The organism is Actinomadura physcomitrii, from assembly GCF_008923205.2.
Classification (GTDB): Bacteria; Actinomycetota; Actinomycetes; order Streptosporangiales; family Streptosporangiaceae; genus Spirillospora; species Spirillospora physcomitrii.
This window is the reverse complement of the sequence record NZ_WBMS02000007.1, coordinates 36,592-59,581: the sequence shown is the minus strand read 5'-3', so window position 1 is coordinate 59,581 and position 22,990 is coordinate 36,592. Positions and strand designations below refer to the sequence as shown.

18 protein-coding genes are annotated in these 22,990 nt (G+C 70.8%); 15 read left to right on the top strand and 3 right to left on the bottom strand.

Annotation, left to right across the window (positions count from 1 at the left end):
- Positions 1-128: 128 nt before the first annotated feature.
- Both F8568_RS10880 and F8568_RS10875 read right to left on the bottom strand, forming a co-directional pair.
- Positions 129-872, bottom strand: coding sequence for a FadR/GntR family transcriptional regulator (locus F8568_RS10880; RefSeq protein WP_268896224.1), 744 nt, complete (start codon positions 870-872; stop codon positions 129-131).
- A 177-nt stretch (positions 873-1,049) separates the two neighbouring features.
- The gene (locus tag F8568_RS10875) at positions 1,050-2,039 is read right to left on the bottom strand and encodes an LLM class flavin-dependent oxidoreductase (protein ID WP_151593406.1); all 990 of its coding nucleotides are present in this window, start codon (positions 2,037-2,039) and stop codon (positions 1,050-1,052) included.
- Positions 2,040-2,144: 105 nt separating this feature from the next.
- Between F8568_RS10875 and F8568_RS46700 the strand changes: the two genes are divergently transcribed.
- The 9 genes from F8568_RS46700 (at position 2,145) to F8568_RS10835 (ending at position 12,657) form a co-directional block, all read left to right on the top strand.
- Positions 2,145-3,359, top strand: coding sequence for an acyl-CoA dehydrogenase family protein (locus F8568_RS46700; RefSeq protein ID WP_202124783.1), 1,215 nt, complete (start codon positions 2,145-2,147; stop codon positions 3,357-3,359).
- Entirely contained in the window at positions 3,356-4,480 is a 1,125-nt protein-coding gene (locus F8568_RS46695) for an acyl-CoA dehydrogenase family protein (RefSeq protein ID WP_202124782.1), read from the top strand. The genes F8568_RS46700 and F8568_RS46695 overlap by 4 nt, the downstream gene beginning before the upstream one ends.
- Positions 4,473-5,618: a thiolase family protein gene (locus F8568_RS10865; RefSeq protein WP_151593405.1), complete on the top strand. Its 1,146-nt coding sequence runs from the start codon at positions 4,473-4,475 to the stop codon at positions 5,616-5,618. Before F8568_RS46695 ends, F8568_RS10865 begins: the two co-directional genes overlap by 8 nt.
- A gap of 11 nt (positions 5,619-5,629) precedes the next feature.
- Entirely contained in the window at positions 5,630-7,141 is a 1,512-nt protein-coding gene (locus F8568_RS10860) for a class I adenylate-forming enzyme family protein (protein ID WP_202124781.1), read from the top strand.
- Between the two features lie 5 nt (positions 7,142-7,146).
- Complete coding sequence (locus F8568_RS10855; RefSeq protein WP_151593404.1) at positions 7,147-8,289, top strand: acyl-CoA dehydrogenase family protein; 1,143 nt, start codon at positions 7,147-7,149, stop codon at positions 8,287-8,289.
- Positions 8,290-8,378: 89 nt separating this feature from the next.
- On the top strand, positions 8,379-9,569 hold the full coding sequence (locus F8568_RS10850) for an acyl-CoA dehydrogenase family protein (RefSeq protein ID WP_151593403.1): 1,191 nt from the start codon (positions 8,379-8,381) through the stop codon (positions 9,567-9,569).
- Between the two features lie 9 nt (positions 9,570-9,578).
- Positions 9,579-11,111 (top strand): AMP-binding protein, encoded by a 1,533-nt coding sequence (locus tag F8568_RS10845; protein WP_151593402.1) that lies wholly within the window; start codon positions 9,579-9,581, stop codon positions 11,109-11,111.
- Positions 11,108-12,136 (top strand): LLM class F420-dependent oxidoreductase, encoded by a 1,029-nt coding sequence (locus F8568_RS10840; RefSeq protein WP_151593401.1) that lies wholly within the window; start codon positions 11,108-11,110, stop codon positions 12,134-12,136. The genes F8568_RS10845 and F8568_RS10840 overlap by 4 nt, the downstream gene beginning before the upstream one ends.
- Positions 12,127-12,657, top strand: a complete 531-nt coding sequence (locus F8568_RS10835; RefSeq protein WP_151593400.1) for a DoxX family protein — start codon at positions 12,127-12,129, stop codon at positions 12,655-12,657. Before F8568_RS10840 ends, F8568_RS10835 begins: the two co-directional genes overlap by 10 nt.
- A 52-nt stretch (positions 12,658-12,709) precedes the next feature.
- Here F8568_RS10835 and F8568_RS50275 read toward each other — a convergent pair whose 3' ends face one another.
- Positions 12,710-14,143, bottom strand: a complete 1,434-nt coding sequence (locus F8568_RS50275) for a FadR/GntR family transcriptional regulator (RefSeq protein ID WP_160573579.1) — start codon at positions 14,141-14,143, stop codon at positions 12,710-12,712.
- Between the two features lie 316 nt (positions 14,144-14,459).
- On the opposite strand from F8568_RS50275, the gene F8568_RS10825 reads away from it, so the two are divergent.
- From F8568_RS10825 to F8568_RS10800, 6 genes are all read left to right on the top strand, one after another.
- Positions 14,460-15,209, top strand: coding sequence for an enoyl-CoA hydratase-related protein (locus F8568_RS10825; RefSeq protein WP_160573578.1), 750 nt, complete (start codon positions 14,460-14,462; stop codon positions 15,207-15,209).
- Positions 15,210-15,286: 77 nt separating this feature from the next.
- A complete protein-coding gene (locus F8568_RS10820; protein WP_160573577.1) occupies positions 15,287-17,401 on the top strand; it encodes an acetate--CoA ligase family protein in 2,115 nt (704 codons plus the stop codon).
- Entirely contained in the window at positions 17,395-18,339 is a 945-nt protein-coding gene (locus F8568_RS10815; protein ID WP_151593396.1) for an ABC transporter permease, read from the top strand. The genes F8568_RS10820 and F8568_RS10815 overlap by 7 nt, the downstream gene beginning before the upstream one ends.
- Positions 18,336-20,342, top strand: a complete 2,007-nt coding sequence (locus tag F8568_RS10810) for a dipeptide/oligopeptide/nickel ABC transporter permease/ATP-binding protein (protein ID WP_160573576.1) — start codon at positions 18,336-18,338, stop codon at positions 20,340-20,342. The genes F8568_RS10815 and F8568_RS10810 overlap by 4 nt, the downstream gene beginning before the upstream one ends.
- The gene (locus tag F8568_RS10805; protein ID WP_151593394.1) at positions 20,339-21,376 is read left to right on the top strand and encodes an ABC transporter ATP-binding protein; all 1,038 of its coding nucleotides are present in this window, start codon (positions 20,339-20,341) and stop codon (positions 21,374-21,376) included. Before F8568_RS10810 ends, F8568_RS10805 begins: the two co-directional genes overlap by 4 nt.
- Complete coding sequence (locus F8568_RS10800; RefSeq protein WP_160573575.1) at positions 21,373-22,965, top strand: ABC transporter substrate-binding protein; 1,593 nt, start codon at positions 21,373-21,375, stop codon at positions 22,963-22,965. Before F8568_RS10805 ends, F8568_RS10800 begins: the two co-directional genes overlap by 4 nt.
- Positions 22,966-22,990 lie beyond the last annotated feature (25 nt).

Genomic DNA, 22,990 nt, shown 5'->3' with positions numbered 1-22,990 from the left:
ACAGGGCCGGCGACAGGTTCGCCGGTTCGCGACTGAAGCGGCAGTCGACGAACTGGCCGTGAGCCGTTGCGGCGCGCCCGTACCCTCCTCGTGGAAGATGTTCCCGTCCAGCTGCCGGCCGGTACGGCTTAGTCCAGGACGTCGATCACGCGGGTGGCCTGGTGGCCGGCGAGCACGAGCTCGTCGGCCACCTCGAGGTGGCGGCGCCAGAACCGTTCGGCCTCGTCGGCTTCGCTCGCGCGCACCAGCTCGATCAACTTCTCGTAGGCGCGGACCGCACGCCGGTAGTTGGCCCGCGGGTCACCGTGGGCGGCGCCACCCGGCCCCTCGGCCTCGGCCTCGCGGGTACGGACGGAACTCTGCGTCTGGCGCAGAATGATCTCGTGCACCATCCCCGCCATCATGGCGAGCGTCTGGTTGCCGGACAGCTCGACGAGGCGCAGGTGGAACCGCGCAGTGGCGACGGCGAACCGCTCGGCGTCCTCGATGCAGGCACGCACCTCCTCCAGTGCCTCTTCCAGTCCGCCGTGGTCGGCATCCGAGTTCAGGGCGAGGAGGCGCGCGGCCGTCGGTTCGATCGCGCTGCGGGCGACGTAGACGTCGGCGAGGGTCGCTCGGCCCAGCTGGAGCTGGAGTGCGGCGGGACGGGCGACCACCTCTGGTCCGGGGACGGTCACCCGTGCACCTGTGCGCGATCCGCGACGCAGTTCGATCAGGCCCTCGGCCTCGAGCACGCGGACGGCTTCCCGAAGCGTCGGCCGGGAGACACCGAAGTGCTCGAGCAGGGTGGACTCGTGGGGGAGGAAGTCGCCGTCTTGCAGTTCCCCGTCGACGATCATGCGCCGGAGCCGCCGTGCGACGAGTTCTCCCATCTTCGGCGGCCGGACGTCGGCGGGGGGCATGGCAAGGGTCGCGCCTCGCCGTCCGGAGTCCGGCTCTGCCATCGCTGCGTCATCCTCCTCAGGCGGCGGTGACGGCCGCCGGCCATTGTCTCTGCGTCCCTCAGAATAGCTACCGGGCGGTCGCTTCCGGGCCGCGCGACCGCGTGTTCAGCCGGCCATGAGCCGGATCGACTCGGTCGCGTACGCGGCGCGGCGCCGCTCGCCGACCATGAAGGCCGGGGTGGACAGGAACGCCAGGTCCGGCAGGACCTTTCGTGCCGCGAGCTGGTCGCGGGCTTCGGCGCGGGTTCCGCAGAGCGCGATCGCGTGCAGGATCTCGTCGGTCACGGCGGCGGCCATCGCGTCGATGTCGCCGCGCCGGAACGCTTCACGGATCTCCGCCGTCTCCTTCTGCCAGCCGTGCAGCTCTGCGAAGGTGTCGTAGGTCTTGACGGTGAGGTAGAAGGCGATCTGGAGCCGCGCGTCGCGGCGGGCGCGGTCGGGGTCGTCCTCGTTGATCGCGGTGATCAGCCAGCCCCAGCGTCGCGGCTCGGTGGTGTCGCGGCCGGCCGCCGAGGCGCTCTCCGCCAGCTCGGGGTTCACCACCTCCGACCACCACCGATCGGTGAAAAGGCCGTGTCCGAGGACGCCGTCCGCGATCTGCCCCGCGGTGCGGATCATCCGCCGATTGAACGCACCGAGCAGGATCGGGATGTCGAGCCGGCCGAGGACCGGTGCCTTGATGGCGGCGTTGATCGGGTAGAACTCGCCCTCGTTGACGACCCGTTCCCCGTTCTCCGCGTGCAGGTAGGCGCGGACCGCGGCGACGAGGTCGGCCATCCGGCGCACCGGCTCGGTCGCCGGAACCGCGAACCAGTCGGTGTTCATCCGGCGGGTGCCCGAGCCGAGACCGAGGAAGAGCCGTCCGGGCGCCTGCCTGGAGAGCTGGCGGAGCGCGGAGGCGTGCACGAACGGGGAGCGCGCGAAGGCATAGGCGATCCCCGGCCCCACCATCGCGCGCTCGGTGGCACCGACCATCTCGCCGGTCGTCAGGTATGCGTTGTGGTCGGCGAACTCGCCGGCGCAGAACGCCGAAGCCCCGGCCTTCTCGGCCTCCGCCGCCACCTCTGCTCCGGGCCAGGGAAGTCCCCACTGCATCAGTCCGCCTCCTCGTCAGTCCGTTCCATATGGTAGATAACCTAGTAAACCATGTATGCTTCGTTTGGGTAGAATCAAGTTCGAATCGACACGCGAGGAGGATGGATGTCCACCGTCCAGACCGGAGTCCAGGGATCGTCCCGCGACGCCGCGTCCGACACCGGCTCCGACTGGCGGGTGCGGTTGGGCGACTTCCTCACGGATCACCAGGGCCGTCCGCCCCGCGACCGGGAAGCCCGCCTCCAATGGGCCAGGGCGTTCCATGCGGACCTCGAAGAGGCGGGACTCGCCGCGCCGGGCTGGCCGGTCGACGCCGGAGGCATGGCGCTCGGTCTCGCCGACCAGATCGCCTACCACCGTCTGATGACCAAGGCGCGAGCACCGAAGCATCCCTGCGGCCTCTCGTTCATCGTTGCGCCCACGCTCATCAAGCACGGAACCCCCGAGCAGAAGGCGCGTTTCCTTCGGCCGCTGCTGCGCGCCGACGAGTTCTGGTGCCAAGGCTTCTCCGAGCCCGGAGCCGGCAGCGACCTGACGGCCCTGTCGACCCGCGCGGTGCGCGACGGCGACGACTACCTCGTCACCGGCCAGAAGATCTGGACGTCGATGGCCGACAAGGCCGACTGGATGTTCGCGCTCGTCCGCACCGGTCCGCCAGAGCCCGGCCCGGCAGGCATCAGCTACCTGCTCATTCCGATGGACGCGCCTGGTATCACCGTTCGGCCGCTGCGCGACATCAGCGGCGGAGCCCACTTCGCCGAAGTGTTCCTCGACGATGTCCGTGTTCCGGCGGCGAACCTGGTGGGTGAGGAAGGCGGTGGCTGGGCCATCGCCCGCACGAGCCTCGGCCACGAGCGCGCGACCGCGTTCCTCTCCGATGAGTTCCGCTACCGCCGGATCGTGGACGAGCTGTTCTCCCTGGCCCTCAGTACGGGCGAGGCCGATGATCCCGTTGTTCGACAGGCGCTCGCCGGCCTTGAAGCGGCGGTGCGCGTACTGGCGTCCAACAGCCGGCGCGCTTTGGAGGCCGTACTTCGCGGAGACGACCCCGGGGCGGCCGCTTCGGTGAACCGGCTCGTCAAGTCGGAATTCGACCAGCGGCTGCACGAAGTGGCGCTCCGCGTGCTCGGCCCGGCCGCGGTCCTCGGCCAGCGGGAGCCGTCCGCGCCCGAACGCGGCCGATGGACGTACGGATACCTGATGAGCCGCTCGTCGACGATCGGTGCGGGCACGGCCGAGATCCAGCGCAACACGATCGCGGAGAAGGTGCTCGGGCTGCCCTCCCACCGCGGTGATCTGCAGATCGGAGGCGGCCGATGAGCGGATCCGAGGTCGAAACGGAGCTGCGCGGCGCGATCGCCCGTCTGCTGCGGGACCGCTGCGCCGTCGACACCGTGGCCGCTCTGGCGGACGGCCCCGAGCAGTGGGACGAGGGGCTCTGGGGCGCCCTCGCCGAAGTGGGCGTGCCCGGACTGGCCGTGGGCGAGGAGCACGGCGGCGGCGGAGCGGGATTCGCGCTCGCCGCCGCCGTCCAGGAGGAACTGGGGCGCCGGCTGGCGCCGGTTCCGACCGTCTCGCTGTTCGCCGTGCAGGCCGCGCTGATGGCCGCCGGATCCGACATTGCGGAACGGTGGCTGCCACGGCTGGCGTCCGGCGAGGTCATCGCCGCGGTCGCCACCGGCCGGACCGCGAACGGCTGGGGCGCCGCCGAAGACGTCCATGCGGTCCGCGGACGCGATGGCTGGTCGCTTCATGGCCACGTGCCGGTCGTCGCCGACGCCGCCGCAGCCGGACTGCTGCTCGTCGCGTCCATCACCGACGACGGGGACCCGAGCCTCTTCCTCACCGAGATCGATCCGTCGACCGGAGTGCACGCCCTGGAAGCCCTGGACCCGACGCGGTCCCTCGGCGCCGTCACGCTGGACGGCCCCGCGGAATGCGTCACCGGGCCGTTCAAATACGACACCGTACTGGCCATTGCGGAGAACGCCGCACTGGTGATGCTGGCCGCCGACATGGTGGGCGTCGGTGCCGAGGCGACCGACCTCGCCGTCGAATACGCCAAGACCCGCCACCAGTTCGGCCGTGCCATCGGCTCGTTCCAGGCGATCTCGCACCGCGCCGCCGACATGTTCGTGGCCGTCGAGTCGGCCCGTGCGCTGGTCGCCGCCGCGGCGGGCGCGCTCGATGAGGACCCGGGTTCCGGCGAGACCCGGATCGCGGTCCGGCTCGCCGCCGCGCAAGCCCTCGACGCGGCCGTCGCCGCCACCCAGGGCTGCGTCCAGATCCACGGCGGGATGGGCTTCACCTGGGAGCATCCCGCCCACCGTTACCTGCGCCGAGCCAAGGGCGCCGAGGCGCTGATCGCCCTTCCCGACCGCCTGCGCGAGCAGGCCGTGACCGCTGTGCTCCACAGCCGAAAAGAGGACTCCCATGCGTGACGCAGTGATCGTCGATGCGGTCCGTACCCCGGTCGGCCGCCGCAACGGCGCGCTGTCCGGCGTCCACCCGGTCGACCTGTCCGCGACGGTACTGACCGCGCTGGCAGCGCGCACCGGTGTCGACCCGTCCCTCGTCGACGATGTCATCTGGGGTTGCGTCCAGCAGGTCGCCGACCAGGCGAACAACATCGCCCGCAGCGCGGTGCTGTCGGCGGGATGGCCCGAGTCGGTGCCCGGCACCTCCGTGGACCGGCAGTGCGGATCGTCTCAGCAGACCGTGCACTTCGCCGCCGCCGGACTGATCTCCGGACAGTACGACGTGGTCGTCGCCGGCGGTGTGGAGAGCATGTCCCGCGTCCCCATGGGCACCTCCGTGCTCGATGGGAACCCGATGGGGCCGGGCTTCCAGAAGCGCTACGGCATCGCGATGGCCAACCAGGGCATCGGCGCCGAGATGATCGTCGAGCGGTGGGGGATGTCCCGCCAGCGGCTGGACGAGTTCTCCCTCGCCTCGCACGCCAAGGCCGCCGCCGCGATCGACGCCGGCCGGTTCCAGGACCAGATCGTCCCGGTCACCCTGGACGACGGCGCCCGCGTCGACACCGACGAGGGCGTCCGGCGCGGCGGGACTCTGGAGTCACTGGCCAAGCTCAAGCCGGCCTTCAAGGAGGACGGGACGATCCACGCGGGCAACAGCTCGCAGATCAGCGACGGCGCGGCGGGGCTGCTGATGACCACCTCGGAGAAGGCCGCCGAGCTGGGGTTGACGCCGATCGCCCGCGTGCACACCGCCGTGGTCGCCGCCGACGACCCGGTGATCATGCTGACGGCGCCGATCCCGGCCACCCGCAGGGCTCTCGAGCGCAGCGGCCTGTCGCTCGACCAGATCGGCGTGTTCGAGGTGAACGAGGCGTTCGCGCCCGTGCCGCTGGCCTGGCTGCAGGACCTCGGCGCCGACGAGAAGGCCCTCAACGTCAACGGTGGCGCCATCGCGCTGGGTCATCCGCTCGGTGGCAGCGGGGCTCGGCTGATGACCACCCTCGTCCACCAGATGCGCGACTCCGGCACCACCTACGGGCTCCAGACGATGTGCGAGGGCGGCGGCATGGCCAACGCCACCATCCTCGAACTGCTGTGAAGGAGACCTCGGTGACCTCGTCCACGATCGCCGGGCGGTTGCGGGCCTTGCAGGACGTCGGCGACGACGTCCCGGCCGTCGAGTTCGGCGGCGCCTGGGTCGCCTGGGGCGACCTGCGACGACTGGCCGAACGGGCGTCCGCGGAGCTTGACGCCCTCGGCCTGGGGGAGGGCGCGCGGGTCGGGGTCGTCCTGGAGAACCGGCCGGAGTCGATCGCGCTGGTCTGGCTCGCCCTGACGACCGGCCGGTGCCTGACCGTCTTCAATCCGCTCCAGCCGATGGAGCGGCTGAGCGCCGAAATCGGACGCGGCGCCCCACCGGTGCTGTTCGCCACTTCGCGGTTCTGGGAAGACCAGGCGTTCACGTTCGCGGCCGTGAAGGCGGGAGCCGCCGGGTTCGTCATGGACGGTCCCGAAGCGCGCTCCGCCGAGCTCCCGTCCGTCCTGCAGCCGGCGACCCCGGCGCGCACCGCGCCGGGGATCGCCGTCGAACTGTCGACTTCCGGGACGACAGGGCCGCCCAAACGGATCCCGCTGTCCTACCACCAGATCGAAGCGGCGCTCGGCTCGGTCAACGGCCACATGGCACCCGGGCAGCGCCGACGTGCGCCGTTCACCGGCGGCGTCGGCCTCGTCACCACGCCGATGGTCCACATCGGCGGGCTCTGGGGCGTGTTGCAAGGGCTGGCCGAGACCCGCCGGCTCGTCCTGCTGGAACGCTTCACCGTGGACGCCTGGCGCGACGCCGTGCGCCGGCACCGCCCGCGGATCGCGGGACTGCCGCCGGCCGCCATCCGCAGCGTGCTCGATGCGGACGTCCCGGCCGAGGACCTGGAGAGTCTGCGGGCCATCACCGCGGGCGCCGCGCCGACTCCGCCCGAGCTGGCCGACGCGTTCCTCGACCGGTACGGAATACCCGTGCTGGTGGTGTACGGGGCGACGGAGTTCTCCGGCGCCGTGGCGGGCTGGTCGCTGCGCGACCACGGCAAGTGGTGGGTGCGCAAGCGCGGCAGCGTCGGCCGCCCGTTCCCCGGCGTCGAACTGCGCGTGACCGGTGAGGACGGAGAACCGCTCGCCACCGGCAGGGTCGGCGTGCTGGAGATCCGGACTCCGCAGGCCGGCGGTGACGGTGGCTGGATCCGCACCAGCGATCTCGCCCGAGTGGACGAAGACGGGTTCCTGTGGCTGCGCGGCCGCGCGGACGACGTGATCATCCGGGGCGGGTTCAAGGTGCTGCCCTCGACCGTCGTGAGCGCGCTCGAGCGGCATCCCGCCATCGCCGAGGCGGCGGTCGCGGGGGTGCCCGACCGTCGGCTCGGGCATGTGCCCGTCGCCGCTTTCGAGCTGGCGCCCGGCCACGATGCGCCGGCCGACGACGAGCTGCGCACCTTCTGCCGTAAGGAACTGCTGCCCTATGAGGTGCCTGTCCGGTTCTTGCCGGTCGACGCCCTGCCGCGCGGCGTCTCGCAGAAGGTCAGCCGCACCGATCTGCTCGCCCTCTTTGCCGAAACCGAAAGGAAGTGACCGCCATGGAACGCGACGTATTCGAGGCCGATCACCGGGCGTTCCGCGAGGTCGTCCGGGACTTCGTCACCCGCGAGATGGCGCCCCACATGGAGCGCTGGGAGAAGGCGGGGATCGCCGACCGGGAGATCTTCGCCGCCGCGGCGAAGGTCGGGCTGGTGGGGTTCAACGTGCCCGAGGAGTTCGGCGGGGGAGGCGTGGACGACTTCCGTTTCAACGCCATCGTCGCCGAGGAACTCGCCGCCTCGGATGTCCACGGGCCCGGGTTCACTCTGCACAACGACGTCGTCGCGCCGTACCTGCTGAAGATGGCGAACGATGAGCAGAAGGCCCGCTGGCTGCCGCCGTTCGCCTCTGGCGAGGAGATCTGGGCGATCGCGATGACCGAGCCCGGCACGGGCAGCGACCTGAAGGGCATCGCCACGACGGCGGTGCGCGACGGTGACGACTGGATCATCAACGGTGCGAAGACCTTCATCTCGAACGGCATCAACTCCGACCGGGTCATCGTCGTCGCCAAGACCGACCCGGCGGGCGGCAGCAAAGCCTTCACTCTCTTCGTCGTCGAGCGGGGTATGGACGGGTTCACCCGTGGCCGCAACCTGGACAAGATGGGCCTGCACGCGCAGGACACCGCGGAGCTGAACTTCGACAACGTGCGCGTCCCCGCCGCGAACCTGCTCGGCGAGGAGGGCAGGGGCTTCTACCAGCTCATGACCAACCTCCCCGAGGAGCGGATGTCCATTGCCGTGTCGGCGGTCGCCGCCTCCCGCTCGATCCTGGACCAGACGATCGAGTACGCCAAGACGCGCACCGCGTTCGGGCAGCCGATCGGCTCCTTCCAGAACAGCCGGTTCCTGCTCGCCGAGCTCGACACCGAGGTCGACATCGCCCAGGTGTTCGTCGACCGCTGCCTGCGCGCCCTGTCGGCCAAGAAGCTGACCCACGTCGAGGCGGCCAAGGCCAAGTGGTGGACGACCGAGCTGCAGCAGCGCGTCGTCGACCGCTGCGTGCAGTTGCACGGCGGATACGGGTACATGAACGAGTATCCGGTCGCGAAGGCGTTCGTGAACGCCCGGATCCAGACCATCTACGGCGGCACCACCGAAATCATGAAGGAGATCGTGGGCCGCGCCCTGGGCGTCTGAGACCCGCCCCGCCGGCCGCAGGCCGGCACCGCAGACCGCAGCCGGACCGCCGCCACGGCGGTCCGGCTCAGCCGAGGAGGAGAACGACCGTGGAGTTCGGTGCCGGTACACCGCTGGAGGACTTCCGCCGGGAAGTGCGGGAATTCGTCGCCGCGCACGCGCCTCGCTTCAAGGTGCGCGCGGGGGTGCGAAGCCCGGAGGACGAAGGCGAGCTGAAGGCGTCACTGCGGTGGACGGCCGAGCTTTACGCCGCCGGATACCTGGGCGCCGACTGGCCCGAGCGGTTCGGCGGTGTCCCGGATCACGACCCGCTCCGCGACGTGGTCGTCCGGGAGGAGATCGCGCGAGCCCGGGCGCCGATGCCCGGCTCCGGCAGCGATCTCGCCGCGCATGCGCTGATCGGCTTCGGCACGGAAGCGCAGAGGCAGACGTACCTGCCGGCGATCCGGGCGGGCGAGCAGCTCTGGTGCCAGCTGTTCAGCGAACCCGATGCGGGCAGCGACCTGGCGTCGCTGCGCACTTCGGCCGTCAAGGACGGCGACGACTGGGTGATCAACGGCCAGAAGGTGTGGACCACCAACGGGCATTGGGCCGACCTCGGCTACCTGCTCGCCCGCACGGACCCCGACGCGCCCAAGCACAAGGGCATCAGCGCCTTCGTCCTGGACATGCGGGCCCCCGGTGTCCAGGTGAGGCCGCTGCGCGAGCTGACCGGGACCTCCGACTTCAACGAGGTCTTCTTCGACCAGGTGCGCGTCCCCGCCGAGGCGATGATCGGGAAGCCCGGGCAGGGCTGGGCCATCGCCAACACCTCGCTCGCGCAGGAGCGGCACGGGGTCGGCGCCTCCGTCGTCTCGGTGGAGATGGCTTGGGAGGACCTCGTCGAGACCGCCCGCGCCCTGAAGATCGACGGGCGGCCCGCGATCGACCTGGAGGACGTCCGGCAGCAACTCGCCGCCTTCCGCGCCGAGGTCGACGCGGTCGCGACTCTTGCGCACGCGTCGCTGATGCGCTGGAGCGCGGGCAAGGACCGCATCACCGACGCGCCGATGGCCAAGCTCGGCTTCAGCGAGCTGAACCTGCGCCTCGCCGAGTACGCGGTGTCGCTGCTCGGCGAGCGCGGCGTGCTGACCGAAGGCGACGACGAGGCCGTCGACGAGGGCCGCTGGCAGGACGCCTACCTGTACGCCCGCGCCTACACGATCGCGGGCGGCAGCTCCGAGGTCATGCGCAACATCATCGCCGAGCGCGGCCTCGGCCTGCCGCGCGAGCCGCGCTGAGGAGGGACGGTGCACCTGTCGGAACTGGCCCGCCGGTACCCGGACAAACCGGCCGTCATCACCGCGGCCACCGGCGCGGTCGTCACCTACCGGGAGCTGGACGACGCCTCCGTCCGGCTGGCCCGGCTGCTGGACCGGCACGGCATCGGCTACGGCGACCACATCGCGCTGCTGTTCGACAACACCGACGGCTACTTCACCGCCGCCTGGGCGTGCCAGCGGTCGGGCATCCTCTGGACGCCGGTCAACCACCACCTGACCGCGGACGAGGCCGCCTACATCGTCCGGGACTGCGGCGCCCGCGCCCTCATCGCCTCCGCGGGCCTCGGCGACCTGCCGAAGCAGGTCGCCGACGCCTCGCCCGGCGTCGAACTGCGGCTGATGTCAGGCGGACCAGGCGGTGGCGGCTTCGTAGGTCTCGCCGAGGCCACCGCATCGGTGCCGGCGGGAGAGCGCAGCGGCGAGCGCGAGGGCTACTACATGTTCTATTCGTCCGGGACGACCGGGCGGCCCAAGGGCATCCTCCCCTCCCTGCAGGGCGAACCGTTCGGGACGGGCCTGCGTATCGACCACACCATGCCGCGGCTCTTCGGCTTCGACGCCCAGACCGTCTACCTGTGCCCGGCCCCGCTCTACCATGCCGCGCCGACCGGCTGGACTCTCGGCACCATGCGCAACGGCGGAACCGTCGTGATCATGGACCGCTTCCATCCCGAGCGCACCCTCGCCTTCATCGAGAAGTACCGGGTGACGCATGCCCAGTTCGTCCCGACGATGCTCGTCCGGATGCTGAAGCTTCCGGGCGACGTCCGCCGGAGATACGACCTGTCGAGCCTGCGGATGGTCGTGCACGCCGCGGCGCCCTGCCCGGTGGAGGTCAAACGGCGGATCATCGAGTGGCTCGGCCCGATCGTTCATGAGTACTACTCGGGCAGCGAGGGCAACTGCTTCTTCCTCATCGACTCCCATGATTGGCTCGCCCACCCCGGTTCGGTCGGTCGCCCCACCTTCGGCAAGGTGCACGTGCTTGACGACGCCCACCACGAGCTTCCGCCCGGTGAAGTCGGCACCATCTGGTTCGAGGGAGCGCCCAAGTTCAGCTATCACAACGACCCGGACAAGACCGCCGGAGCCTTCGACGAACGGGGCTGGAGCACGCTCGGCGACGTGGGGCGGGTCGACGCCGACGGCAACCTTTACTTGGTCGACCGCCGTACGGACCTCATCATCACCGGCGGCGTCAACATCTACCCGCAGGAGATCGAGGACGTCCTGCTTCCGCATCCGGCGGTCGAGGATGTCGCGGTCATCGGCGTGCCCGATTCCGACCTGGGACGGCGCGTGCACGCTGTCGTCCAGCCTGCGGACCCGTCGGCAGCCGGTCCGGAACTGGAGGCGGCGCTCATCGCGCACTGCCGTGAGCACCTCGCGCTCTACAAGACGCCGCGTTCCCTCGAGTTCGTCACAGAACTTCCTCGCACCCCCACCGGCAAGCTGCTGCGACGTGTTCTGGTCGCCGCGGCCGAAGAGAGGCTGACATGAAGCTGAGCATGACCCTGAAGTACGCCGGCGACCCCGTGGAGACGATCGAGCAGGCTGCCGCCATGGAGCGCGCGGGTGTGGACGTCCTGTGGGTCGCCGAGGCCTACGGGTTCGACGCCCCGACCCTCATGGGCTACCTCGCGGCCCGCACCGACCGCGTCCGGATCGGCTCCGGCATCCTCAACGTCTACTCTCGCACTCCGGCGCTGATGGCACAGACCGCCGCAGGCCTCGACGCGATCTCCGGCGGCCGCGGGATTCTCGGTCTCGGTGCCTCGGGGCCGCAGGTCATCGAGGGCTTCCACGGTGTGCCCTACGAGCGGCCGCTCGCCCGGACCCGCGACGTCGTCGAGATCGTCCGGCAGGGGCTGCGCCGCGAGCCGCTGCGCTACGAGGGCCGGACCGCGACCGTCCCGCTCCCCGCCGATCAGGGAACCGGGCTCGGCAAGCCGCTGAAGATGCTGACCAGGCCCGTCCGCGACTCGATCCCGATCTACCTGGCGGCGCTGGGCGCGAAGAACGTCGAACTGGCGGCGGAGATCGCCGAGGGCTGGCTTCCGCTGTTCTACCTGCCCGAGCGGGCGAAGGAGACCTGGGGTGAGGCCGTCGCCACGGGAGAGGCGCGCCGCGATCCCGAGCGCGGCGCTCTGCAGGTCGTGGCGGGCGGCATCCTCGCCATCGGCGAGAACCGCGACGAGCTGCGCGATCTGGCTCGCCCGCACCTCGCCCTCTACGTGGGCGGGATGGGCGCCAAGGGGCGCAATTTCTACAACGACCTGGTCCGCCGGTACGGCTTCGAGAAGGAGGCCGAGCGGATTCAGGAGCTGTACCTGTCGGGTCGCAAGAACGAGGCCATCGCGGCCGTCCCGGACGAGTTGGTCGACCTGACGAACCTGATCGGCCCGGAGTCCTTCGTCCGGGAGCGCATCGCCGCCTACCGCGAGTCGGGCGTCACCATGCTCAACCTCGACCCGGTCGGACCGGACCCGGTGGCCGCGATGGAGAAGGTGCGCGGATGGCTGTAGACGCCGCGGGCGCCGACATCGCCTCGCTGGTGCTGCGAGTGTCGGTCGGCGGCACGCTCATCGCGCACGGCTGGAACCACGCATTCGGGGGCGGCCGGATCGAGGGCACCGCCGGCTGGTTCGAGTCCATGGGCCTGCGTCCCGGGCGCCTGCACGCCCTGATGGCCACGGGCACCGAACTGGGCGCCGGGCTGCTGCTGATCCTCGGCCTGCTGACGCCCCTCGCCGCCGCCGGCGCGGTCGGGACGATGGCCGTCGCCTTCGTCACCGCCCATCTGCGCAACGGCTTCTTCATCTTCCGGCCCGGACAGGGCTACGAGTACGTCGTCATGATCATTCTCGTGGCGTGCGGTATCGGGGCCCTGGGCGGCGGAGGAGCCTCTCTCGACGCAGCCTTGAACATCTCCGACGATCTGTCCGGCTGGACCGGGCTGATCATCACGGCGGGAGCCGGGATCCTGGGCGCCGCCCTCCTCTTGGCGGTCTTCTGGCGCCCTGGCCGCCTCGCCGAGCAGGAATGAACGCCCGGGCTCGGGGGGGCGTCGCAGATGGCACCCCCCAAGCCCAGGTGCATCACAGGGAGTCCCGAAGCCAGCCCGATAAGGCGTCCAGGTGACGCGCCATGCGGTGCCGGGCCAGGCTCGCATCGCCGGTCAGAGCCGCATCGGCGATCTGCTCGTGGATCGCCGCCGAGCGTTCCCGGTACTCGTCGTTCCCGGGCAGCCTGAGCGGGGTCGTCGCGGCCAGCACGGCGGTGAAGAGCGTGAGCAGCCGGTTGCCGCTCAACCGCGACAGCGCCACGTGCAGGTCGGCGTGCGCGCGATGGCGGACCTCGGCGACCCGTTCGTGGCGGAGGGCCGCGACCACCTCCTGTCGCTGTTCCGCGGCCGCCGGTTCCGCCGCACGGGCCGCCGCCAGTTCGACAGCCTTGAGTTCAACGGCCGTCCGCACCTCGAAGAGGTCTGTGGACTTCACCTTCAGGTAGCGCAGGTACAGCGCGAGAGCCTCGACGACCCTGGCGGGGTCCGGAGCGAGCACCATCAGCCCGCCGCCCGGTCCCTGCCGCATCCGCGCCACCCCGTTGTGCTCGAGGATGCGCACCGCCTCGCGGAAGACCGCCCTGCTCACGCCCAGCTCCTCGCACAGCGTCGGCTCGTTCCCGAGGACGTCCCCGGTCGGCCAGCCGAGCCGGTGAATCTCCTGGCGGACGATCAGCGCGACCTTCTCGGGCAGCTTGGCGGAGGCGGAGTCCGCCCCGGCCTCTGCGAGTTGTTCGGCGAGTGACAGGGGCGGCGCGACCGCACGGCCGGCGGTTCGCGCCTCCCGCACGCCGAGCAGCCAGGTGCGCTCGCCCTGCAGATGGCTGCGGACACGCCGTTCGGCCTTGACCTCGTCGCCGGACACGATCGCCTCGGCAATGGCGCGCAGCGCTCTGCTCCGCTCGGCAGAGCTGCTCTCTCCGAGGTCGTAGTCATCGGCCGGGGGGCCGGCGAGGACGCCGGTCACTCTGGTCAGCGTCGGGATGAAGATCGACAGCACCGGATTGGCGCTGGCCCGCGCGATCGCGACGCTGAGCGGCCGGGCCACGGTGTCCGTGGCGGCGACGTCGCGCAGGTGCGCTATGTCGCCCTCGCCGATGCGGCGCGCGGCCAGCTGTGCGGCCAGGACTTCCAGCGTGATGCGAGCCTCGTACAGTTCGTCGACCGACACATCCGCGAAGTGGAAGAAGGCGGCCACCGACTCGGCGACCGCGGCGCCCGCGGGAGCCCGCACCACCAGCCCGCCACCCCTACCGCGCCGCATCGCCGCGACCTGCTTGTACTCCAGGATGCTGATCGCCTCGCGGATCGCCGCGCGCGAGACTCCGTAACGCTCGATCAACTCCGCCTCTGCGCCGAGCGCCTCGCCCACCGGCCAGCCGCGATCGATGATGTCGTCCTCGATGCGCCGGGCCACCTGCTCGGCGAGCTTGCGTCGTGGCTCCGCGGGAGCGGCTTCCTCGCGCACAGTCACTTCGCAACCCCCAGCCGGTTCTCTCCACGGTCGGGGAAATCGTAGCGAGCATCTTGGCGGCGCGGGTTAAACATGCTACTAATTTGCCAAGAGAGACCTGCATCACGAGATGGCCGGCACCCTTCCCGGCCATCGAAGTGGTGTGCGAACCCGTCCGAAGACCGGTTTCAGGTTGCTGAGCCCCCGTTCTCGGCCAGCTGATTCGATCGGTTCTGCGGAGAGAGGTGGCCTGATGGGGCCGATGGCGGACCTGGCGTCGACGCAACCGGACACTCATCCGATCATCTGCAAAATAGTGAACGAAATAGCCTTGATCACGCTCAACCGGCCGAGTCGCCTCAATGCCTTCACACCGGAGATGCGCGAGGCGTACCTGGAGGCCCTCGACCGCGCGGACCACGACGCGGACGTCCGCGCCATCGTGGTCACGGGAGCCGGCCGGGCGTTCTGCGCCGGCGCCGACTTCACCGCCCTGGACGGGCTGAACGCCGCGGCGATGCGGTCGCGCATGCAGAACCAGAAAGTTCCGTTCGACCGGGCGCTGCGGCTCGGCAAGCCGCTCATCGCCGCCGTGAACGGCGCCGTCGCCGGAATCGGAATGGCTCATGCGCTCATGGCCGACATCCGGTTCGCTGCGCCCGAGGCCAAGTTCACCACCGCGTTCGCCCGGCTCGGGCTCACCGCGGAGGGCGGCACGGCCTGGTTGCTGACCCGCCTGGTCGGCACGGCGCGGGCCATGGACATGCTCTGCTCGTCCCGCGTCATCGGGGCAGGCGAGGCCGAACGCATCGGCCTCGTCCAGTGGATCGTTCCCGCCGACGAACTGCTCGACCGGGCCCTCGCCTATGCCGCCGCCCTCGCCGCCAACTCCGCGTACTCCTTGGCACGGATGCGAGACCAGGTCTACTCCGCCTGGGAACAGGACTGGCCGTCCGCCTACGAGCGCTCCCAGCAGCTCGTCTACGAGAGCCTCGACCGCCCTGAGTTCACCGAACTCGCCGCGCGCCGCAATGCCGAACGCGGGAGCCGCGCGGCGTCCGCCGGGACGGAACCCGCTTGAACGGCCCTCCGCCGAGCCGACCGCGCCCCTCGCGGCGCCCGGCACCCTTCCCAGCAGCGCATGAAGGAGTTACAACCGTGACCCGAACGGCGACCGAGACGCCGGCCCGCCCGACCACCCTCACTCCGCTCGTCTCGCCGCGCTCGATCGCGGTGGTCGGCGCTTCCGACCAGCCGGCGCGCATCGGCGGGCGCATCCTCGCCCGTCTCAAGGAGACCTACGGCGGCGGGATCTTCCCGGTGAACAGTTCCCGCAGCACCGTCCAGGACCTGGAGGCCTTCCCCGACATCTCCGCGGTCCCCGAGCCGGTCGACCTCGCCATCGTCGCCGCGCCGGGCCCCGCGGTCCCGCAGATCGCCCGGGACGCCGCCGCACGCGGCGTCGGCGCGCTGCTCGTCCTGTCGGCCGGCTTCGGCGAGGTCGGCGAGGAAGGGCGCCGCGCCCAGGACGAGCTCGTGGCGATCGGCAGCGGGGCGGGCATGCGGATCTGCGGCCCGAACTGCATCGGCATCATGAACCTGACGGTCGGGCTCCGCGCCGTCTTCTCCACCATCACCGGCGTCCCGCAGGAGACCGGGAACGTCGGCATCGTCAGCCAGAGCGGCGGCTTCGGCATGGGGATGTTCGAGACCGCCCAGCAGTCCGGGCTGGGAGTCTCCTACATGCTCGCCACGGGCAACGAGGCGGACGTGACATGTGGCGAGATGGTCGCACATCTCGTCGAACAGCCCGACGTGCAGGTCGTCGCCCTCTTCATGGAGGGAGTGCGCAAACCCGGGACCCTCATGGCCGCGGCACGTCGGGCGGTGGAACTGGGCAAGCCGATCCTCGCGGTCCGTACGGGCCGGTCGAAGGTCGGTGCCCGTGCCGCGGCGAGCCACACCGGCGCGCTGTCGTCCGCCGACGACGTGGTGTCGGCCGCGTTCGAGGCGGCGGGCATCATCCGGGTGGACGGACCGGCCGAACTGGTGGAGTTCGCCCGTGTCTTCTCCGCCGGCCGCCGCCCGCGCGGCCGGCGCCTGGCGGTCATCACCTCCAGCGGCGGTGCAGGTGTACTGATGGCCGATGCCGCCGAAAGCGCCGGTCTGGAAATGCCGCGGCCCGCCGGGGCACTGGAGGGCGAACTCACGTCGCTGGTGCCGTCGTTCGGGTCGATCGCCAACCCCATCGATCCGACCGCGCAGATCGTCAACGACCAGTCGATGCTTCGCGAGCTGTTCACCAAGGTCGCGGGGGCCCCGGACTACGACATGGTGGTCGTCGCGGGTGCCGCGCGGGGCCTGGGGCCCCAGCTCCGCGAAACGATGCAGGCGGCGCACGAGGCCACTGCCAAGCCCTTCGCGGTGTGGGCGGGTCAGCCGGACGTCGCGCGCGACCTCATGGGACGCGGTGTGACGGCCTGCCACGACCCTAATCTGCTGATCCGCGCGATGGGGGAGCTGGCCCGGTACCAGGAGAGCCGCGAGCGGCTGCTGCAGGAGCCCGCGCGCCCGGAGGGCGGTGTTCCGGAGCCGGATGCGCGGCCGCGCCCGCTGGCGGAGCACGTCTCCCGACGCTATCTGACCGAGGTCGGCATTCCGGTGCCGCCCGAACGGATCGTGACCGGCGCGGCGGAGGCGGTGGCCGCCGCGGGCGAACTCGGCGGCCGGGTCGTGATGAAGCTCAGCGCCGACTGGCTCGCGCACAAGACCGAGCACGGTGCCGTTCGCATCGGTCTGTCGGATTCCGAGGCCATCCGGGTGGCGTTCGACCAGCTCAGCGATGTCGCGGAGGCGCTGCGCCCGGATGGCGCGTCCGCCGCGGAGATCCTGGTGCAGCGGATGGCCGAGCCTGGCCTGGAGCTGGTCTGTGGTCTGTTCACCGATCCGACTTTCGGGCCGGTCGTCACGGTGGGGCTCGGCGGGACGCTCGTCGAGATCACCAAGGACAGGCGGCTGGGGCTCGCTCCGGTCGGCCAGGCGGAGGCGGAGCGGCTGGTCGGAGAGCTTGCCGGAGGGCGCCTCGTCGGCGCGGTCCGCGGGCTCACGCGCGAGCAGGCCGCGGGCGTGGCGGGTGTGCTCGTCAAACTCGGCGAGATCGTCCGGCGCCATCCCGAGGTCCGCGAGCTCGAGCTGAACCCGCTGATCGTCGGCCCCTCGGGCGCCGTCGCGGTGGACGCCCTCGCGGTCGTGGCGGGAGACGGGCCATGCTGAGGACGGTCATCATCCGGCTGCTCGCGATGATCCCGCTGGTCTTCCTCGTGGCGACGGGGGTCTTCTTCCTCAGCCAGCTGTCCGACGTGGACCCGGCCGAGAACATCGTCGGGCCCGACGCGTCCGCCGCTCAGGTCGCGGCGGTCCGCGCCGAGCTGGGCCTGGACCGTCCCGTGCTGGAGCAGTACACCGACTGGCTGTCCGGAGCCGTCCACGGTGATCTCGGCCGGTCCCTCTACACCAAGGCCGACGTGGCGACCTCGCTGATGCAGGCGCTCCCCGTCACGCTCTCGCTGACCTTCGGCGGGCTGCTGGTGGGTCTGCTGCTCGGCGTGCCATCGGGGATATGGAGCGCGCTGCGCGCGGGCCGCGCCGGAGACAAGGCGATCAGCCTGGTCGCCACGGTCGGGCAGGCGGTGCCCGGATTCTGGCTGGGGCTGTTGCTGATCTTCGCGTTCGCGATCAGGCTGCCCTGGTTCCCGTCCATCGGGTACGTCCCGATCGACCAGGACCCCGCCGGCTGGCTGCGCAGCCTGACCTTGCCCTCCATCTCGCTCGGCCTGATCGCCGCGGCGGCGATCTCCCGGCAGACCAGGTCCAGCATGATCGGAGTCCTCCAGCAGGAGTACGTGCGGACGGCGCTGAGCAAGGGCCTGTCCAAGCGCCGTGTCGTTCTCAAGCACGCGCTGAAGAACGCGGCCGTGCCGATCGTCACGGTCGTCTCGTTCCAGGTGACGACCTTGCTCGGCGGCTCGATCGTCATCGAGCGGCTGTTCGCCATGCCCGGCCTCGGGCAGCTGGCGATCAATGCGGTGCTGCGCCGCGATCCCGACGTCATCCAGGGGATCGTCGTGCTCACCGTCATCGTGGTCGTCCTCGTCAACGTGCTGCTCGACCTGTCCTATGCATGGCTCAATCCCAAGGTGCGTGCGATATGACCGAGGCGCTCGCGACCGGGACGGCCGGAGCGGTCCTTGCTCCGGACCGCTCCGGAGCAAGGATCACCGCACGGCTCCTGCATTCGAAGGCCACGCTGTTCTGGGCGGCGGTCGTTCTGGTGGTCGTGCTCTGCGCGGTGCTCGCCCCCTTGATAGCTCCCTCCGACCCGCTCAAGGGCGACATCCGTGATGGGCTGCTCGGCCCGTCCGCCCACCATTGGCTGGGCACCGACAAACTCGGCAGGGACGTGCTCTCCCGCGTGCTGTACGGGGCGCGAACCGCGCTGCTGTCGGCCGTCGAGGCGGTCGGAATCGCCGCGGTGGTCGGTATCCCGCTCGGGCTGCTGTCGGGCTACCTCGGCGGCTGGACCGACCGGATCCTGATGCGGATCGTCGAGGGCGTCATGTCGGTGCCGTTCCTGGTGCTCGCCATCGCGCTGATCTCCGTCCTCGGGCCCGGCCTGTGGAAGTCCATGGCCGTCGTAGGTGTCGTCTACGCGATGACCCTGGTGCGGCTGGTCCGCGGCGAGGCGCTGGCCGCCCGCGAGGAACTCTACGTCGACGGGGTCCGGGTGGCCGGCGCCGGGAGCGGCAGGATCGTGTTCCGGCACATTCTGCCCAACATCACCCCGCCGCTGATCGTGCAGATCACCCTGATGATCGCCGGAGCGATCATCGCGGAGGCCACGCTGTCCTTCCTGGGCCTCGGCGCTCAGGCCGGGGACGCAAGCTGGGGCTCGATGCTGTCGGACGCGCAGGCGAGCATCCGCGAGAGCTTCTTCCTGGCGCTGCCGCCAGGGTTCGCGATTCTGCTCACGGTGCTGGCGTTCAACCAGGTCGGCGACGGGATACGCGACCTGTTCGCGCGCGAGGCCAAAGCCGGTTCGATGGGCGTGAACCCGGTGTTGAAGGCCGCCGGCCAGGGGGAGGCCCCACCGGCGGGCGTCTTCGTGGACGACCCGGTGCTGAGCGTCCGCGATCTCACCGTCTCGTTCCCGCAGCCGGGCGCGGGACGGGTCGCCGTCGTGCAGGGCATGTCCCTGGACGTCGGCAGGGGAGAGATCGTCGGCCTGGTCGGCGAATCCGGCAGTGGAAAGAGCGTCACGGCGATGTCGCTGCTCGGCCTCGTTCCCGATCCGGGACGGGTGCGGGCGGCGTCCATCCGGCTGGACGGCCGCGACCTGGCCGGGCTGAGCTTCGACGAGCTGCGCAAGGTGCGCGGCGGCGAGATCGGCGTGGTCTTCCAGGAGCCGATCGCCAGCCTGAACCCCGCGTACACGGTGGGCGACCAGGTCGCCGAGGTACTCCGCGAGCACGCGGGCCTGAGCCGGGCGCAGGCACGGGAACGCGTGGTGAGCCTGTTCGGGCAGGTGCACATACCGGACCCGGCCGCGCGCCTCGGTGACTATCCGCACCAGTTCTCGGGTGGCATGGCGCAGCGCGTGATGATCGCGATGGCCCTGGCCAGCGGGCCCCGCCTGCTGGTCGCGGACGAGCCGACCACCGCCCTGGACGTCACCGTCCAGGGCCAGGTGCTCGACCTGCTCCTGGAGCTGCGGGAGCAGACCGGCATGTCCATTCTGGTGATCACACACGACCTCGGCGTGGTCGCCGACGTCGCGGATCGTGTCGCCGTGATGTACGCCGGGCAGCTCGTCGAGTGCGGGCCCACCGAGGAGGTCTTCCGCCGGCCGTCCCATCCGTACACCGAAGGGCTGCTGACCTCCCTGCCGCGCAACGTGCGCCGCGCGGGCCGGCTGCCCTCGATCCCGGGCGTTGTCCCGCCACCGAGCGCCTGGGCGGAAGGCTGCCGATTCGCGCCGCGATGCGCGCACGCCCGGCCGGAATGCTCGGCCGGCCCGATCGAGCTGGCGGCAGGAGGACGGGACCGCGCGGCCCGGTGCGTTCGGTCCCACGACCTCACCCTGACCGGCGTGCGTGCTCTCGCCGGCGAGCCGTCCGCCGCGCCCCTGGCGTCCGTCCGGATCGAGAAGAAGCCATGACGATCACGACAGGCGATGGCACCGCGCGCGACGCCGAGCTGCTGCGGGTGCGGAACCTGACCGTCACGTTCCCGGGACGCCGCAGCGCGCCCTGGCGGCGGCCCGGCAAGGTGGTCGCCGTCAACGGGTTGGACCTCGATCTCGCCGGCGGGGAGACGCTCGGACTGGTCGGTGAGTCGGGATCCGGCAAGACCACCACGGCACGAGCGATTCTCCGGCTGCTGCGACCGTCCGGCGGCACGATCGAGGCCGCCGGGTTCACGGTCGGCGCGTTCGGCCGGCGGGTTCCGCTCGGGTACCGCCGTGCTGTGCAGGCCGTGTTCCAGGACCCGCTGGGTTCCCTCGATCCGACCAAGGTGATCGGTGACATCCTGGCCGAGCCCCTGGCCGTCCACTTCGGCCTGCGCGGAACGGAACGGGACCGGCGCGTGGCCGCGCTCCTGGAGCAGGTCGGGCTCGCCGGCCATCACCTTCGCCGCTACCCCTACGAGCTGTCGGGCGGGCAACGGCAGCGGGTCTCGATCGCCCGCGCGCTGGCGGTCGAGCCGAAGCTGATCGTCTTGGACGAGCCGGTGAGCGCCTTGGACGTGTCGGTTCAGAGCCAGGTCGTCAACCTCCTGGAGGACGTACAGGAGCGCACCGGCGTGGCGTACCTGTTCGTCGCGCACGACCTCGCCGTCGTCCGCCACGCCTGCGACCGCATCGCCGTGATGTACCGGAGCCGCATCGTGGAGGAGGGCCCGGCCGACCGGATCTGCGAGTCTCCGGCGCACCCCTATACCGAGGCACTGCTGGCGGCCGTCCCGGACCCCGACCCGGCACGGCAGCGAATACAGCGGCGCCGGCGACGAGAACTGGGCGCACCCGCCCCCACGGGCGCCGTCCCGGCGACCGGATGCCCGTTCGCCTCGCGATGCCCTCACCGGATGCCGGTGTGCACCGAATCCTTCCCCGACTGGACCCCCGTCACGGGCGGCGGCCGAGTGGCCTGCCATCTGCACGGCGGTTCACCCACCACCCCGGAGGAGACATGACGATCCGGAACCCGGCAAAGGGCCGGGCGCTGACGACGGCCATCGCGCTCGCGGCAGCCCTCGTACTGGCCGCCTGCGGCGGCGGCACGACCGGAGGCGGAGCCTCGGGTCCGCTGGTCGACACCGCCGGTGCGCCCGCCTCGCCCACCGGCACGCTGCGCTTCGCCGCCTGGCAGGAGACGCCGTCGATGGATCCGGCGCGCACCACCACCCAGAACGGTGCGCTGATCTTTCCCGAGTACGACACCCTCACGGCCGTCGACGGCAACTTCGATCCGAAGCCGTGGCTGGCGACGTCCTGGTCCCAGCCCGACCCCAGGACCTGGGAGTTCAAGCTCCGCACCGATGTGACCTTCCATGACGGCTCGAAGTTCGACGCCGAGACCGTCAAGCTCAACCTCGACCGGGCGAGGAAGGTCACCGGCGGCCCGTACACCAACATCTACGCACCGATCGCCTCGGTGAAGGTCGTGGACACCGCAACGGTGGACGTGTCGTTCTCCGAACCGCAACCCGACTTCCCCTACAGCATGTCCACGGTCGCCGGAGCGATGGTCAGCCCGAAGGCGATCAAGGACGGCACCGACCTGACCCGCACGGCGGCCGGCAGCGGCGGCTGGATCTGGCAGAAGGACGCCCACAAGGAGGGCGCCGAGCACGTTTACAAGGCGAACCCGAACTACTGGAACAAGGCGGCCGTCCGGGCGCAGACGATCGATGTGAAGATCATTCAGGAGGACAACGCCCGGCTGAACGCCGTGCAGACCGGCCAGATCGATGTCATGGGGACGCTGCAACCGGGCCAGATGCAGCCGGCCCAGGCCGCCGGCCTCAGGGTGCTGTCCGACTTCACTTTCACCGGCACGTTCCTGATCATGGACCGCGGCGGGAAGAAGGTGCCGGCCTTCGCCAAGCCGCAGGTCAGGCAGGCCATCGGTCTGCTGCTGGACCGGGACGCCTACAACAAGGCGCTGCTGTCGGGCAAGGGCGACGCCAAGAGCGGTGGTTTCGCGGCGCCGGGCTCGCGCTGGTACGACGCCTCGCTCGATGGGCTGAACAAGCCGGACATCGCGAAGGCCAAGCAGTTGCTCGCCCAGGCCGGCTATCCGAACGGCTTCACCTTCGAGGTCGGCAACGCCCCGGTCATACGGCAGATGAACGAGACCATCGCGCAGCTGCTGAAGGAGGGCGGCATCACGATGAAGATCACCGACGTCGCCGACGGCCAGTACACGGCGGAGGTCCGCAAGGGGCGCTTCCCGGCCGGCTACTTCGTGCCGACCTCCATCGACCCGTACCAGTGGTGGAGCCGGACCATCTCCAACAACGGCATCTACAACTCCTTCGGGCTGAAGGACCTCGCCGACCTTGAGAGCGTCTACGACAAGGCGCGCGCGATGACGGACGACGATGCTCGCAAGCCTCTGATCAGCCGGTTGCAGAAGGAGACCGTCGAGCGCGGCGTCGCCTTCCCGCTGAGCCAGAACCCGCGGGCCGCCGCTCTGACGGCTTCGGTCCACGCTTCGCAGCAGCCGATCTTCGCGCCGGAGGACATAGCCCCGCGCCCGTACTTCCTCTGGACCAAGTAATCTATGTTCACGAAGTCATCTATGT